Below are 15,579 nucleotides of genomic sequence, written 5' to 3' on the forward strand. Positions count from 1 at the left end.
CCCGGCCGCCGGGGTCCGGCAAGACCCGCCGACGGCGTCAGCCGGCGAGCTGGGCCGGCAGCGGGTGCCGGTGCACCACGGCCAGGGACGTCACCGCCCGGGTGAGGCAGACGTAGAGCCGGCGCAGCCCGGTGGTCTCGTCGGCCTCCCCGGCGACCACGGCCGCCGGCTCGACCAGCACCACGTGGTCGAACTCCAGACCCTTGGCCAGGCCGGCCGGCACCACGTCCAGACGGTGCCGGAACTCCGTCCCGGCGGGCTCCTCGCCGAGCACCCCGTGCTCGAGGCCGGCCCCGCGCAGCGCCGCGCCGACCTCGTCGGCGGCGGCGTCGGCCACGATGAGACCGACCGTGCCCTCGCGGTCCAGGGCGGTCCGGCAGGCGTCGACCACCTCCTCCAGCCCGCCCGGGCGCACCTTTAGGTCACCGCTGCCGCGGCGCACCGAGTGCGGCGGCCGGAGCCCGGGGGCGATGGTGGGCAGCAGCCGGGCGGCGAAGTCGATCACCGCCGCGGGCACCCGGAAGCCCGCCACCAGCTCGGCGACCTCCGCCTCCGGCTGGTCGAGGTGGCGCAGCGACTCCTGCCAGGAGCGGGAGGCCCACGGCGTGGTGGCCTGGGCCAGGTCGCCGAGCAAGGTCACCGAGCCGGTGCTGGCGCGGCGTCCGACCGCCCGCAGCTGCATCGCCGACAGGTCCTGGGCCTCGTCGACGATGACGTGGCCGAGGCTGGGGGTGCGCTGCAGCAGGTCGGCCAGCTCGTCCAGCAGCACCAGGTCGGCGGCGGTCCAGCGGAGGCCGGCGGCGCTGCGGGCGGCCCGGGCGGGACGCAGCAGGGCCTGCTCGTCGGCGTCCAGGACGTCCTCGGCGCAGGCGGCCAGGTGGTCGGGGTCGGTGTAGAGCCGGTGCAGCACCCGGGCCGGCTGCAGCGCCGGCCAGAGCGCCGCGACGCAGTCGCGGACCGGCTTGCTGCGGGCCACCGCCGCCTGCACCCGGTCGTCGGGGGAGTCGCCGGCGGCCTCCATCCGCAGCAGCACCTCGTGGGCCAGCCGCTGGGCGAGCATGGCGCGGCCGGCCTCGTAGCGCACGCCGCGTCCGCGCAGCTCGACCACCAGCTCCTCCTGCCGGTAGGCGGCGACCCGGAACTGGCGCGACCCGCGGGGGACCACCAGCGGCGCGTCCGGGGTGCCGAGGGCCGACCACACCGCCCGCTGCAGCACGGTCGCCATCCGGGCGTCGCCCTTGAGCACGGCGGCCTCGACCGGTTCGACCGCGCGGACCTCCTGCCCGGTGGCGGCCGCGACCAGGGACTGCACGGTCTCCTGCCGGGCGTCGATCTCGCCGAGGGCGGGCAGCACGTCGCCGATGTAGCCGAGGAAGGAGTCGTTGGGCCCGACCACCAGCACCCCGGAGCGGGAGAGCTGGTGGCGGTGGGCGTAGAGCAGGTAGGCGGCCCGGTGCAGACCGACCGCGGTCTTGCCGGTGCCCGGTGCACCCTGGATGCACAGCGAGCGGGAGAGCTCGGCGCGCACGAGGACGTCCTGCTCGGGCTGGATGGTCGCGACGATGTCGCGCATCGGCCCGGTGCGGGGGCGTTCGATCTCGCTCTGGAGGATCTGCGAGGCGGCGTCGGTCGACGGCTCGGTGTCGTCGGCGAGCCGCTCGTCCTCATACGCCGTGAGGCGGCCGGCGTCGAAACCGAAGCGGCGGCGCAGCCGGACGCCCATCGGCTCGGTCCGGGACGCCCGGTAGAAGGGTCGGGACATGCCGGCGCGCCAGTCGATCACCAACGGCTGGTCGCCGGCCTCGCCGGTGACGTGGCGGCGTCCGATGTAGAGCCGCTCGTCGTGCTCGGCGCCGACGGCGGTGTCGTAGTCCAGGCGGCCGAAGAACAGCGGCACGGACGGGTCGTCCTCCAGCGCCTTCATCCGGCGGTAGAGGACCTGCTTCACGTACTGCAGCGAGACGGAGTCACCGCCGGAGGCCTCGGCCGCCTCGGTGCGCGCCCGCATGGTTGCCAGTGCCCGTCGGGAGTCGTCCAGGTGGCGCCGCTCGGCGTCCAGCTGCGGTTCGGTGGCGGTCGGGGGAGAGGGCATGCCAAGAGCTCCGATGCACTCGGGACGGGTGGAGGGGCGAGGAGCGACCTTACTCAGACCGAGGGGACCGTCAACCCCTTTTGTTCACCTCGCGGCCATCGACCCGACGGGAGGGCTCCGGTAGCGTCCGAGCGTCACTCGACTGCGAGACAGAAGGACGGACATGGGCACAAGGACCTGGCGGATCGCCGCCGTGACGGGGGCGGGTCTGGCGCTGACGGCGTCGGTGCTGCCGCTGACGCCGGCGCAGGCGGCGGAGCGCGACATCACCATCCTGTCGTTCAGCGACTACCACGGCCGGATCACCCCCGACCTCACCATCCCGTTCGCGGGCCAGATCGAGCAGCTGCGCGAGCAGGCCGGCGAGGACAGCACCCTGCTGGTCTCCGGCGGCGACAACATCGGCGCCTCGCTGTTCGAGTCCGCGGTCGACGACGACGACCCGACGATCGACATCCTCAACGCCCTCGACGTGGACGCCTCGGCGGTGGGCAACCACGAGTTCGACCAGGGCTTCGACGACCTCACCGGTGACGTCATCGCCGGCGAGGATGTCGGGGAGAACCCCAACGGTGGACGTCCGGCCGCCGACTTCAGCTACCTCGGCGCGAACGTCTACGACGCCGGCACCACCGACGCCGCCCTCGAGGAGTACGCGCTGTTCGAGGTCGACGGCATCACCGTCGGCGTCATCGGTGCCGTCACCCAGGAGACGCCAACCCTGGTCTCGCCCGGCGGGGTCGCCGACATCGACTTCGGTGACCCGGTCGAGGCCGTCAACCGGGTGGCCGGCGAGCTGACCGACGGCGAGGACGGCAACGGCGAGGCCGACGTCCTGGTCGCGGCCTACCACGAGGGCTACGGCGCCGAGGGTGACGGGCTCGAGGACGCCGTCGGCTCCAGCGAGATCTTCGACGCGATCGTCAACGACACCGACGACAGCGTCTCGGCGATCATCACCGGCCACAGCCACCAGGCCTACGACTACGACGGCCCGGTCGAGGGTCTGCAGGGCGGCACCCGCCCGGTCATCCAGGCCGGCGAGTACGCCTCGGGGATCGGTCAGATCACCATCACCGTGGACGACGCGGCCGAGGGCGGCCCGGCGGCGGTCGCCGCCACCGCCGAGATCGTCGACCCGATCGCGGTCGAGGACGACGGCGACGAGGACCTGGGCCCCGAGATCGAGGCCCTGACCGAGGAGCTGGCGGCGGAGTACCCGCGGATCGCCGAGATCGACGGCATCATCGACGACGCCCTGGCCTTCGCGCAGGAGGAGGGCGAGGTCGTGCTGGCCGAGGCCGAGGCCCCGATCACCACCGCCTTCACCGACGGCAGCTACGGCGAGCAGGGCTACGGCGACTACGACGGCGAGCCCGCCGACCCGACCGACTTCGCCTCCGACGACTTCGGCGCCAGCCGGGACGACCGCGGCAGCGAGTCCGCCATGGGGAACCTGGTGGCCGATGCGCTGCTGACCTCCCTGGCTCCCGAGGAGCGCGGTGGCGCCGAGATCGCCGTCGTCAACCCGGGCGGTCTGCGCTCGGAGTTCGACGCGGGTGACATCACCGTGGCCGAGGCCAACGCGGTGCTGCCCTTCCTCAACAACCTCAACACCGTCACCCTGACCGGTGAGCAGTTCACCACCCTGCTCGAGCAGCAGTGGCAGACCGACGAGTTCGGCGAGGTGCCGTCGCGGGCCTACCTGCAGCTGGGGCTGTCGGCCAACGTCAGCTACACCTTCGACCCCGACGCCGCGCAGGGCGAGCACATCACCCAGGTCTTCGTCGACGGTGTGCCGATCGACCCGGCGGGTGAGTACCGCATCGGCACCTTCTCCTTCCTGGCCCAGGGCGGTGACAACTTCCGGGTCTTCACCGAGGGCACCGACCTGCGCGACTCCGGTCTGGTGGACCGTGACGCGTGGTTCGCCTACCTGTCCGCCTTCCAGGCCGCGGAGGCGCCGCTGACGCCGGACTTCTCCAAGCGCTCGGCGGTCTACCCGGGTGACGCCCCGGTCGAGGTGACGGCCGGGGAGTCCCTCGAGCTCACGGTCGGCGGGTTGGACCAGACCAGCATCGGCGCCCCGCAGGTCACCGAGGCCGCGGTCGGGGTGCTGCCCGAGGACGGCGGCGCGCTGGCCGACCTGCTCGAGGCCTACGGCGACGCACTCGCCGGCGGCGGTGAGGTGACCGAGAGCGGCCAGCCGATGGCCGTGCTGAGCGCGCTCGACGACGGCTCCGCCGACGAGGGCGTCCAGACCCGGGCCCAGGCGCCCGACGAGGGGGTCTACCTCGGCGACGTCGCGGTGGTCGACGGCGAGGCGCAGGTGTCGGTGGAGATCCCGGCCGACCTCAGCGGCACCCACCAGCTGTTCCTGGCCACCGAGACCGGCAGCCTGGTCGGCATCACGCTCGAGGTCGAGGCGGCCGCGGCCGAGCCGACCCCGGAGCCGACCCCCGAGCCCACGCCGGAGCCCACTCTCACCCCGAGCGAGGACCCCACGCCGGAGCCGACCCCGGCCCCGGACGGTGACGACGCGGGCGACGACACCGACGGCCCGGGCGACCTGGCCGACACCGGCTCCGACGCCGGCCTGATGGCGGTCGTGGCCCTGGCCGCCGTGCTGCTGCTCGCCGGTGGCGCCACGGTGGTCGCGTCCCGCCGCCGCGGCTGACCCGCTGACGCACAGCGCCCCCGAGCCGCAGGGCTCGGGGGCGCTGTGCTGCCCGGGGCGGAGTCGTCCACAGGCGTCGGCGCCGGCGACGCGTCGTCCACAGGGACGGGTCGGGCGCCGACGGCCGGGTGACCGGGCGGCCACCTCTGGGTCGTGAGCGACGTCCCCGACGACCGGGCCCCGCCGGCGCACGACTGGCGGCTGCTGCCGGTGGCCGGGGCGGTGTGGGGCGCGCAGTGGGTGGCCACCGGAGAGCAGTCGCTCGCGGTGGCGCTGGTGGTCGGGGCGGCGGTGCTGCTGGGCGGGGTGGCGCTGTGGCGGCGGTCCTGGCTGGTCGGCGCGGTCGCGGTGCTGCTGGTCGGGGCCAGCGTGGTGGGTCTGGTGCGGGTGCACGCCGTGCGCAGCGGTCCGGTGGCCGGGTTGGCCGGGGAGCAGGCGGTGGTCGAGGTCGACGTGGTCACCCGCACCGACCTGCAGCGGACGTCCGGGGCCGGGGGCGGGGAGCTGGGGTGGCTCCGCGCCGAGCTGGTGCGGGTGGACGGGCGCGGCACGCACGTGGCCACCGCCCAGCCGGTCGTCGTCATCGTCACTGGCGACCGGGTCGGGCAGTGGCAGCAGGGGGTGGCCGGTGACCGGGTCCGGGTGCTGGCCCGGCTGGCCCCGCCCGACCGCGGCTCCGACGTGGCCGCCGTCGTCCGCGTCCGCGGCGATCGTGCGCTGGTGGCGCCGGCCGGGGCGGGGGAGCAGCTGGTGGAACGGGTCCGGGCGGGGCTGCGGACGGCGGTGGCGCCGCGCTGGGAGGAGCAGCGGGCGCTGGTGCCGGCGCTGGTGCTCGGCGACACGTCGCTGATGGGGGAGGAGCTGCAGCAGCGGTTCACCGTCACCGGGCTGACCCACCTGACAGCGGTGTCGGGGGCCAACCTGACGCTGCTGCTGGCCTTCCTGCTCGGCGCGGCCCGGATGGCCGGGGTGCGTGGGTGGTGGCTGCGGCTGGTCGGGCTGGTCGGGGTGGGGGTGTTCGTGGCGCTGTGCCGCACCGAGCCCAGCGTGCTGCGGGCCGCGGCGATGGGGCTGGTCGCGCTCGCCGCGCTGGGATGGGGCGGACGCGGCGGACGGCGCGGGCTGCGCCACCTGTGGGCGGCGGTGGTGGTGCTGCTGCTCCTCGACCCCTGGTTGGCCCGCTCGGCCGGGATGGCGCTGTCGGTGCTGGCCTCGGCGGGGATCGTGCTGTGGGCCGGGCCCTGGGCCACCCGGATGTCCTGGCTCCCGTCCTGGGCCGCCCAGGCGGTGACGGTGCCGCTGGCCGCCCAGCTCGCCACCCAACCGGTGGTGACGGCGATCTCGCAGCAGGTGAGCGTGGCCGGGCTGGCCGCCAACGTGCTGGCCGGGCCCTTCGTCGGCCCGGCCACCGTGACCGGGTTCGCGGCCGCCGGGGCGTCGTTGCTGTGGCCGCCGCTGGCCGAGTTCGTCGCGCTCGGCTCGGCGCTGAGCGCCCAGGGCATCATCACCGTCTCCCACCTCGGCTCCGCCCTGCCCGGGGCGGTCTGGGCCTGGCCGGTGCACGCCTGGTCGCTGGCGGTGCTGGCCGGCGCCTGCGTGCTGCTGCTGCGGGTGGTTCCGGTGGTCCTCGCCCGCTGGTGGTGCTCGGCGGGAGTGGCGCTCGCGCTGGTGGCGGCGCTGCTGCGTCCCCCCGTGCAGCCGGGGTGGCCGCCGCCGGACTGGTTCCTGGTGGCCTGCGACGTCGGGCAGGGCGACGGGGTGGTGCTGCGGGCCGGGCCGCGGTCGGCGGTGGTGGTCGACGTCGGCCCCGACCCGGCCGCGATGGACGCCTGCCTCACCACCCTCGGGGTGCAGCAGGTGCCGCTGCTGGTGCTCAGCCACTTCCACGCCGACCACGTCGACGGGCTGGCCGGGGCGCTCGAGGGTCGCGGCGTCGGCACGGTGCTGGTCTCACCGCTCCCGCTGCCGGCCGACCAGCACCGCGCCGCCTCAGCCACCCTGGACGCGGCCGGGGCGGTGCCGGTGCTCGCCCAGCCCGGCCAGCAGTGGGTCGTCGGGGACGTCACCTGGACCACCCTCGGACCGGTCGAGCTGCCGCCCCCGGAGCCGGTGACCGAGGGCGGAGGGGAGTCCGGCGGGGAGAACGACGCCAGTGTGGTCGGCTACGCCGAGGTCGCCGGGGTACGGGTACTGCTCACCGGCGACGTCGAGCCGCCGGGGCAGGGCCGGCTGCTTCGCCGCTACGGCCCGCTGCCCGCCGACGTGCTCAAGGTGCCACACCACGGCTCGGGCCACCAGGACCCAGACCTCCTCACCGGCACCGGGGCCCGGCTGGCGGTCGTCAGCGCCGGGAGGGACAACGACTACGGCCACCCCGCCGCGCGCACGCTCGACGTGCTGCACGGAGCCGGGATGCGGGTGCTGCGCACCGACGAGCAGGGCGCGGTGGTGCTCTCGGGCTCGGCCGCCGGAATCAGCGTGACCAGCCAGCGCTGAGGTCGACGGCCCCCGTGCTGTCGGTGCGGGCTGGCAGGATGTGGCCCGTGGCGGTCAGGGAGTCGGTGTTCGGACGGGTCGTGCTGGTCACCGGGTCCGGTCTGCTGGCCGACCGGGCGGTGCAGGAGCTGGTCAACGCCGCCCTGGCCGAGTCGCCGGAGGCGGAGGAGCACGACGTGGAGTCCTCCGGCCTGGACGCCGGCCAGCTCTCGGAGATGGTCGGCGGCTCGCTCTTCGCCAGCCGGTCGATCGCGGTGGTGCGCGACCTGGCCAACCTGCCCGCCGACCTCGCCGACCAGGTGGCCCAGCTGGCCACCGCGCCCGAGCCCGAGTGCGCGGTCGTCCTCGTGCACGGCGGAGGGAACAAGGGCAAGGCGCTGCTCGACAAGATCAAGAAGGCCAGGGCCGAGGTGGTCGACTGCCCGACGCCCAAGATCTGGGAGCTGCCCCAGTTCGTCACCGCGGAGGCGCGCCGCGTCCGCGCCCGGATCGAGCCGCCGGCCGCGGCGCTGCTGGTGGACGCCGTCGGGCACGACCTGCGGGCGCTGGCCTCGGCGGTGCAGCAGCTGGTGGCCGACGCCGAGGGACCCGAGATCACCGAGGCGCTGGTCCGCCGCTACTTCGGCGGCCGGGCCGAGGTGACCAGCTTCGCCGTCGCCGACGCCGCGCTGGCGGGACGCACCGACCAGGCGATGGAGCAGCTGCGCTGGGCGCTGAGCACCGGGGTGGCCCACGTGCTGGTGAGCAGCGCGCTCGCCTCCGGCCTGCGCGGGCTGGGCAAGCTGTCCAGCCTGCCCGGCACCGGGATGCGCGACGCCGACGTCGGCAAGCAGATCGGCGTCCCGCCGTGGAAGGTGAAGTCGATGCGCCAGCAGCTGCGCGGCTGGGACCAGGCCGGTCTCGCCCGCGCCATCTCCGTGGTCGCGCGCGCCGACGGCGAGATCAAGGGCGCCGCCGAGGACCCCGACCACGCGATCGAGTCGGCGGTGCTCGAGGTCACCCGCTGCCGCAGCCGGCGCTGATCCCGGGGACGACAAGGAGCCCGACCACCAGAGGTGATCGGGCTCCGCACCGGCCGGGGCCGGCGAGTCAGCGCGAGCGGGTCAGCTGAGGGCCGCGGCCTTGGACGCGATCGCCGACTTGCGGTTCGCGGCCTGGTTGCGGTGGATGACTCCCTTGGAGACCGCCTTGTCCAGGCTGCGGCACGCCACGCGAGCGGCCTCCTGGGCCTTCGCGGTGTCACCGGCCTCGACGGCCTCACGGAAGCGGCGGATCGACGTCTTCAGGCCGGACTTGACGGCCTTGTTGCGCAGACGAGCCTTCTCGTTCGTCTTGATCCGCTTCATCTGGGACTTGATGTTCGCCACTGGGCAAGCCTCTGGTCTGGTCGAGCTGGTTTCGGGTTCGGAGGCCCCGGACGCGTCCGACCCGTCAGGTGCGAGCACCCGGGGAGGTCGGCTCCGGAGCGACAGTGCACTCTACCAACGACCGGCCACCACGGCCAAACGGACGCCGGCAGTCCGCGGTCGGGCCCGTCAGCCTCCGACCGGCAGACGCCGCAACCCGGCCGAGCGGCGCGTGCGCAGCAACAGCACCGCGGCGGCCGCGACCACGATGCCGACGAGGTTGAGCCCCAGCTGGAGCAGCGACTCCCCGGCCCGGGCCCAGTCCCCGGTGGTGGCGGCCACCACCGCGAACGCGGCGGCCGGCACCGTCGTCACCGAGATGAACACCCCGACCAGGGCGGCGGACTTGGCCGAGGTCAGCGACAGCATCCCCGCGGCCCCGGTGAGCAGCGCCACGATCGGGGAGAACGATTCCACCTGGTCGATGAAGCCACCTGGTCGGCGGTGTCCAGGGCGGTCACCGAGATCGGCCCGGTCGCCTCGCAGAGCAGCACCCCGGCCGTGGTGGCGAGGATGGCCAGCGGGAACCCGACGCCGAGGGCCAGGGCCGCCTGGCGCACCAGGTCGCGCCGGCGCAGCACCACACCGATCGCCAGCGCGGCCAGCGGGCCGAGCTCCGGTCCGACCGCCATCGCCCCCACCACGGTGACCGGGGAGTTGGTGACGATGCCGACCACCGCGATCAGGCAGGCCAGGGTGAGGAAGGCGAGGAAGGTGACGGTGGGACGCGAGTCGTCGCCGGTGCGGGCGATCAGCTCCTCCCAGACGGTGGCGTCGGCCGGGTCGCCCGGAGCCTCGCGCTGGGCGGTGTCGGCCGCGTCGGAGAGCACGGTGTCCAACGGCTCCAGGGTGATCCCGCCGCTGTGGTCGATGCCCAGCGCCTCGAGCAGCTCATCGGCGCTCTCCCGGGCGACGTCGGCCTCCACCAGGTCGCCGGCCGGCTCCAGCGCGACCCCGCGGCTGAGCACCAGATGGGCCGTCCCGGGGCAGTCGCGCAACCGGGCCAGCACCTCGGGAGTGGCATCGGGTGGGCAGATCACGCGCAGGTGCAGCCCCGCAGGAGGCTAACCGCCGCGCGGCCGGTGCCGGGTTCGGCGCACCCGCGTCCTGACGGGATCCTGATGCTCACCCCGGGACGGGCTGCAGCGCGCCGGTGACCTCGACCTGCTTGGGGGAGAGCCAGGGGGCCACGGCCCGGTGCACCGCTGTCACGGTGGCCTGGTCGGCCAGCAGGACGTCCACCTCCAGCAGCCCGGTCCTGGTGCCGGCGGCGCCGAGGACGCCGACCTCGTCGGCGATGCCGGTCACCGCCTCCTGCGCGGCCAGCACGTCCTTCTGCGGAGGGGAGTCGCGCTGGGCCACGCACAGCCCGCCCCGCCACACCTCGCGGAAGTCCGACCAGGCCTGCTCCGGGTCGCCGGTGACGGTGACGTTGAACAGGTTCCGCCCGTTGGAGACCCACGACGCCACGTAGCCGGGGTAGTCGATGAGCCGGGCCTGCAGGGCGGCCTGGGCGTCCAGGTCCTCACCCGCCTCCTGGCTGCCGCCGCGGAACGGGTCGTCGCACAGCTGGGGGAAGTCGGGCTCCGGCTCGGGCGCCGGGGTGGGGACGCCGGTGGGCACCGTCGTGCTGGGCGGCCGGGTGAGGGTGAACCGCCGCCCGTCGAAGGTGCCGACCACGTAGGCCTCACCCCACCGCACGTCGAACGCGTCCTCGTGCTCGGCGACGTCGGCCCAGTCCAGGCCGACCACCTCCGGCCCACCGCACTGCGGCGGGTAGGACTCCATCACCCCGCCGACGCACAGCACCGGGGCGTCGGTGCCCTGCTGGAGCAGCATCCCGTGCGCCCACAGCTCGGTCTCCGGCGGGATCGGAGGCGGGGGCTCGGTCACGAGCGGTTCCTGCTCGGTGCAGGCGGTCAGCACCGCGACCGTCGCCGCCGCGACGAGCCGCCCCGTCCGCTGGGCTCGCGTCATCCTCGACACCACCTCCCACCCCGACGATGCCACACCGGTCCACGCCGGGCACCAGTGGACAGCAGCACTATCCGATAGTTAAACTATCCAAGTGAGGATCTCCGAGCTCAGCACCCGCACCGGGGTGCCCGTCGCCACCATCAAGTACTACCTGCGTGAGGGGGTGCTGCCCGCCGGCGAGCGGACCTCGGCCACCCAGGCCGTCTACGGCGAGCACCACGTGGAGCGGCTCGCCCTCGTCCGGGCGCTGGTCGAGGTGGCCGGGGTCAGCGTGGCGGGCGTGAAGGAGCTCACCGCCGTGCTCGACGCCGGCCAGCCGCTGGGCGAGGTCTTCGGCGTCGCCCAGCGGCTCGTCTCCGCCGGCGGCCAGCCCGCCACCGAGGAGTCGAGCGCCCGGGTCGTCCAGCTCACCAGCGGCGACTCCCAGCCGGTCTCCGACGTCGGCGCCGCGATGGCCGCCCGCGCCCTGGACGGCTTCGCCGCCGGGGACCGCGTCCCCAGCGAGACCTGGCTCCGCACCTACTGGGAGGCCGCCCAGCTCGTCGCCCGGGCCGACCTGGAGGAGGTCGGACGCCGTCCGGGCACCACCGAACGGGTCCGCCTCGTCGCCGTCGGCACCTCGATGGGCGACGTCCTGCTCGCCGGCCTGCGCCGCGTCGCCCAGGCCCAGCTCACCCGCACCCAGCTCACCCGCACCCAGCCCGAGGAGGAGTCATGACACTGACCACCGCACCCGCCCCGACCCGGCCCCCGGCCGGGCTGTGGGGCGCCACCCCCTGGCACCGACCGCTGCTCGCGGTCGCCGCCGCCTGCCTGGTCGGCGCCGCCGTGGCCGGCATCGGCCTGGTCGCCGACCCGCGGCTGGTGACCGGCGCGCCGCTGTGGGCCAAGCCGATCAAGTTCTTCGTCTCGATCGCGCTCTACGCCCTCACCCTCAGCTGGATGCTGGCGTTGGTGCCCAGGCGCCGGGTGCTGTGGTGGCTCGGCACCCTGACCGCGCTGTTCCTGGTCGTCGAGCAGGTGATCATCGTCGGCGCGGCCGTCGCGGGCACCACCAGCCACTTCAACGTCAGCAGCCCGACCGCCGCCGCGCTGTGGGGCGTGATGGGCACCTCCATCACCGGGCTGTGGGTGGTGGCCCTGGTGTTCGGCGTGCTGCTGCTGCGGGCCCGGATCGCCGACCCGGCCCGGGCCGCGGCGCTGCGGGCAGGTCTGGCGGTCGCCCTGGTCGGGATGGCCGAGGCCTTCCTGATGACCTCGCCGACCGCGCACCAGCTGGCCGACCCGCAGGGGGTCATCGGGGCGCACACCGTGGGTGTGGCCGACGGCGGTCCGGGGCTGCCGCTGCTCGGCTGGTCGACGGTCGCCGGCGACCTGAGGATCGGCCACTTCGTCGGCATGCACGCGCTCCAGGCGGTGCCGCTGCTGCTGGTCGCCCTGGAGCTGGCGGCCACCCGGGTCGCGGTGCTGCGCTCCGTCCGGGTCCGTCGCGACCTCGTGCTGGTCGGTGCGGCGGCCTGGCTGGCGGTCACCGGGCTGCTCACCTGGCAGGCGCTGCGCGGGCAGTCGGTGGTGGCACCGGACGCCTGGACGGTGCTGGCCGCGGTGGCGGTCGGCGTGGTCGCGCTCGGTGCCGCCGTGGGAGTGCTGCTGCGGGGACGCCGGTCGGCCGAGGTCGACCGGGTCGCGGGGAGCGTGCGGTGACCGGCCGGGCGGCGGAGGTGCTGTGGTTCGTGCTCGCCGGGGTCGGGCTGGTCGGCACCTGGACGTTCAACGTGCTGTCCATCGCGGCCGGGCGGGACTACCTGGGCGACTGGCTGGGCAGCGGGCCGTCGGTCTCCTCGCTGGTGGTCGACGTGGTGGTCGTGCTGCTCGCCTGCTGGGTGCTGATGCTGGTGGAGGCCCGTCGGCTCGGGATCCGCCACGTCTGGGTCTACCTGGTGCTCGCGCCGGTGGTGGCGCTCGCCTTCGCCCTGCCGCTCTTCCTCGCGGTCCGGGAGCGTCGGCTGCGCGAGCTCCGGGTCGCGCCCGCGGATCTTGTCAGTGGCCGGTCCTAGGGTTCTGGGCATGACGACGCGACGAAGCGACGACCCGGCAGCGCCCCGGCACATCGACCGGCCGCAGATGCCCGACGGCTACGGCGTGCCCGAGACCACCGACGGCCTGCTGGAGTGGTCCGTCGTCGAGCAGCGGCTCGTCGACGCGGCCCACGTCTGGCTGGCCACCACCCGTCCCGACGGACGTCCGCACGTGGTGCCCCGGTGGGGTGTCTGGCTGGACGGGTGCTACCACTACGACGGCTCCCCGGAGACGGTGCACGCCCGCAACCTGCGCACCAACCCGGCCTGCACCCTGCACCTGGAGAGCGGCAAGGAGGCGGTCATCGTCGAGGGCACCTCCGGTCCGTCGGAGCCGGTGGTCGGCGAGCTGGGGGAGCGGCTGTCGGCGGCGTTCCGCGCCAAGTACGCCGCCGACGGCTACGAGCCCGGCCCCGACTCCTGGTCCGGGGAGGACGCCGGCGGGCTCTGCGTGCTGCGGCCGCGGACGGCCCTGGCCTGGTTCCGCTTCCCCGCCGACGTCACCCGTTTCCGCTTCGGCGGCTGAGGCGGATCGCCGACCCGACGGCGCAAACCCCTGGCGCCGGCGTGGCGGCGACGGCACAGTAGGCCCGACCACCCACCGGAGGAGGACCCATGGCCCAGCAGAGCGGCAGCGGCGCCGACGACCTCAAGCAGAAGATGCGCGAGGCCCTGGAGCGCAAGCGGCAGCAGAAGCACCCGACGGCCGAGGGGGCCCGCACCGACGGCACCGAGCACCTGCACGGGGTGCAGGGGCACACCTCGGGCGGCGGCTTCCGCCGCAAGACCGGCGGTGGCGGCGCCTGAGCGGCGGCGTCGCAGGTTGGGAGTGCCGGTCCGCAGTGGGATGATGGGCCGAACACCTGACCGTCCGGGTCACCCGGCGATCCTCGGAGGCGCGCCTCCGGTGGGCGTCGTGCGACCCGGACCGCCGCGGGTCCCGCCCGCGAACGTCCCGAGCCTGGAGCGTCCTTGAGCCCGACCACTGCGACCGCCGCGTCCGCCCCCGCCCCGGGTGCGACCGACCCCTCGGTCATCCGCAACTTCTGCATCATCGCCCACATCGACCACGGCAAGTCGACGTTGGCCGACCGGATGCTGCAGCTGACCGGGGTGGTCGACGAGCGGGCCGCCCGGGCGCAGTACCTGGACCGGATGGACATCGAGCGCGAGCGTGGGATCACCATCAAGTCCCAGGCCGTCCGGATGCCCTACGCCAGCGACGTCGGTGAGGGCCAGCAGCACTACGTGCTCAACATGATCGACACCCCCGGCCACGTCGACTTCACCTACGAGGTGTCCCGGTCGCTGCAGGCCTGCGAGGGCGCCATCCTGCTGGTCGACGCCGCCCAGGGGATCGAGGCCCAGACGCTGGCCAACCTCTACCTCGCCCTCGAGGCCGACCTGCAGATCATCCCGGTGCTCAACAAGATCGACCTGCCCAGCGCCCAGCCGGAGAAGTTCGCCGAGGAGCTGGCCGGGATCATCGGCTGCGACCCCTCCGACGTGCTCCGGGTGTCGGCCAAGACCGGCCTGGGTGTCGCCGAGCTGCTCGACGAGATCGTGCTGCAGGTGCCGCCGCCCACCGGTCGCGCCGACGCGCCGGCCCGGGCCCTGATCTTCGACTCCGTCTACGACACCTACCGGGGCGTGGTCACCTACGTCCGGGTGATCGACGGCGAGCTCAGCCACCGCGAGCGGGTGCTGATGATGTCGACCAAGGCCTCCCACGAGACGCTGGAGGTCGGCGTCATCTCACCCGAACCGGTCAAGACCGCGGCCCTCGGGGTCGGCGAGGTGGGCTACCTCATCACCGGAGTGAAGGACGTCCGCCAGTCCCGGGTGGGCGACACCGTCACCACCGTCGGCAAGCCGGCCACCGAGATGCTGGGCGGCTACCGCCACCCCAACCCGATGGTCTACGCCGGGCTCTACCCGATCGACGGCGCCGACTTCCCCGAGCTGCGCGAGGCGCTGGACAAGCTGCTGCTCAACGACGCCGCCCTCACCTACGAGCCCGAGACCTCCGGCGCGCTGGGCTTCGGCTTCCGGATCGGCTTCCTCGGCCTGCTGCACATGGAGATCGTCCGGGAGCGGCTGGAGCGCGAGTTCGGCCTCGACCTCATCTCCACCGCACCCAACGTCGTCTACCGCGTGCGGATGGAGGACGGTCGCGAGCTGACCGTCACCAACCCCAGCGAGTACCCCACCGACGGCAAGATCGCCACCGTCCTCGAGCCGGTGGTGAAGGCGACGATCCTCAGCCCGGCCGAGCACATCGGCACCATCCTGGAGCTCTGCCAGGCCCGCCGCGGCGTCCAGCAGGGGCTGGACTACCTGTCGGAGGACCGGGTGGAGATCCGCTACACCCTGCCGCTGGCCGAGATCGTCTTCGACTTCTTCGACGCCCTGAAGTCGCGCACCAAGGGCTACGCCTCGCTCGACTACGACGCGGCCGGTGAGGAGGCCGCCGACCTGGTCAAGGTGGACATCCTGCTGCAGGGCGAGCCGGTGGACGCCTTCAGCGCGATCGTGCACCGCGACAAGGCCTACGCCTACGGCGTGATGATGGCCGGCAAGCTCAAGGAGCTGATCCCGCGCCAGCAGTTCGAGGTGCCCATCCAGGCCGCGATCGGGGCCCGGGTGATCGCCCGCGAGACGATCCGCGCCATCCGCAAGGACGTCCTGGCCAAGTGCTACGGCGGTGACATCACCCGCAAGCGCAAGCTGCTGGAGAAGCAGAAGGAGGGCAAGAAGCGGATGAAGATGGTCGGCCGTGTCGAGGTGCCCCAGGAGGCCTTCGTGGCCGCGCTCTCCACCACCGAGCCGCCCAAGGCCGAGAAGAAGTAGCCG

Annotated in this window: 12 protein-coding genes and 1 pseudogene; 9 read left to right on the forward strand and 4 right to left on the reverse strand. The window is 74.2% G+C overall.

Annotation, left to right across the window (positions count from 1 at the left end):
* Positions 1–37 precede the first annotated feature (37 nt).
* The gene (locus tag DT076_RS10435) at positions 38–2,092 is read right to left on the reverse strand and encodes a HelD family protein (RefSeq protein WP_114126629.1); all 2,055 of its coding nucleotides are present in this window, start codon (positions 2,090–2,092) and stop codon (positions 38–40) included.
* A 163-nt stretch (positions 2,093–2,255) separates the two neighbouring features.
* Between DT076_RS10435 and DT076_RS10440 the strand changes: the two genes are divergently transcribed.
* The 3 genes from DT076_RS10440 to holA all read left to right on the forward strand — a co-directional run bounded on the left by DT076_RS10440 (position 2,256) and on the right by holA (position 8,287).
* Entirely contained in the window at positions 2,256–4,769 is a 2,514-nt protein-coding gene (locus DT076_RS10440) for a bifunctional metallophosphatase/5'-nucleotidase (RefSeq protein WP_147264120.1), read from the forward strand.
* Between the two features lie 153 nt (positions 4,770–4,922).
* Positions 4,923–7,265 (forward strand): ComEC/Rec2 family competence protein, encoded by a 2,343-nt coding sequence (locus DT076_RS10445; protein ID WP_114126631.1) that lies wholly within the window; start codon positions 4,923–4,925, stop codon positions 7,263–7,265.
* A 38-nt stretch (positions 7,266–7,303) separates the two neighbouring features.
* Positions 7,304–8,287 (forward strand): DNA polymerase III subunit delta, encoded by a 984-nt coding sequence (holA, locus tag DT076_RS10450; RefSeq protein WP_114126632.1) that lies wholly within the window; start codon positions 7,304–7,306, stop codon positions 8,285–8,287.
* Positions 8,288–8,368: 81 nt separating this feature from the next.
* On the opposite strand, the gene rpsT is transcribed toward holA, so the two are convergent.
* From rpsT to DT076_RS10465, 3 genes and pseudogenes are all read right to left on the reverse strand, one after another.
* Complete coding sequence (rpsT, locus tag DT076_RS10455; RefSeq protein WP_114126633.1) at positions 8,369–8,632, reverse strand: 30S ribosomal protein S20; 264 nt, start codon at positions 8,630–8,632, stop codon at positions 8,369–8,371.
* 168 nt (positions 8,633–8,800) lie between these two features.
* Positions 8,801–9,303, reverse strand: a pseudogene (locus DT076_RS20355) (DUF389 domain-containing protein).
* A 493-nt stretch (positions 9,304–9,796) separates the two neighbouring features.
* The gene (locus DT076_RS10465) at positions 9,797–10,648 is read right to left on the reverse strand and encodes a hypothetical protein (RefSeq protein WP_114126634.1); all 852 of its coding nucleotides are present in this window, start codon (positions 10,646–10,648) and stop codon (positions 9,797–9,799) included.
* 91 nt (positions 10,649–10,739) lie between these two features.
* Here DT076_RS10465 and DT076_RS10470 point away from each other — a divergent pair, with 91 nt between their 5' ends.
* The 6 genes from DT076_RS10470 to lepA all read left to right on the forward strand — a co-directional run bounded on the left by DT076_RS10470 (position 10,740) and on the right by lepA (position 15,576).
* On the forward strand, positions 10,740–11,366 hold the full coding sequence (locus DT076_RS10470; protein ID WP_158548103.1) for a MerR family transcriptional regulator: 627 nt from the start codon (positions 10,740–10,742) through the stop codon (positions 11,364–11,366).
* Positions 11,363–12,352 carry a hypothetical protein gene (locus DT076_RS10475; RefSeq protein WP_199539110.1) on the forward strand — a complete coding sequence of 330 codons (990 nt, stop codon included), beginning with the start codon at positions 11,363–11,365 and terminating at the stop codon, positions 12,350–12,352. The genes DT076_RS10470 and DT076_RS10475 overlap by 4 nt, the downstream gene beginning before the upstream one ends.
* Positions 12,349–12,705, forward strand: coding sequence for a DUF2834 domain-containing protein (locus DT076_RS10480; RefSeq protein ID WP_199539111.1), 357 nt, complete (start codon positions 12,349–12,351; stop codon positions 12,703–12,705). Before DT076_RS10475 ends, DT076_RS10480 begins: the two co-directional genes overlap by 4 nt.
* 10 nt (positions 12,706–12,715) lie before the next feature.
* On the forward strand, positions 12,716–13,252 hold the full coding sequence (locus DT076_RS10485) for a pyridoxamine 5'-phosphate oxidase family protein (RefSeq protein WP_114126636.1): 537 nt from the start codon (positions 12,716–12,718) through the stop codon (positions 13,250–13,252).
* An 89-nt stretch (positions 13,253–13,341) separates the two neighbouring features.
* Positions 13,342–13,533 carry a DUF5302 domain-containing protein gene (locus DT076_RS10490; protein ID WP_114126637.1) on the forward strand — a complete coding sequence of 64 codons (192 nt, stop codon included), beginning with the start codon at positions 13,342–13,344 and terminating at the stop codon, positions 13,531–13,533.
* A gap of 165 nt (positions 13,534–13,698) precedes the next feature.
* On the forward strand, positions 13,699–15,576 hold the full coding sequence (lepA, locus tag DT076_RS10495) for a translation elongation factor 4 (RefSeq protein ID WP_114126638.1): 1,878 nt from the start codon (positions 13,699–13,701) through the stop codon (positions 15,574–15,576).
* The last annotated feature ends 3 nt before the right edge of the window (positions 15,577–15,579 follow it).

The organism is Desertihabitans brevis (genome assembly GCF_003327535.1).
Taxonomy (GTDB): Bacteria; Actinomycetota; Actinomycetes; order Propionibacteriales; family Propionibacteriaceae; genus Desertihabitans; species Desertihabitans brevis.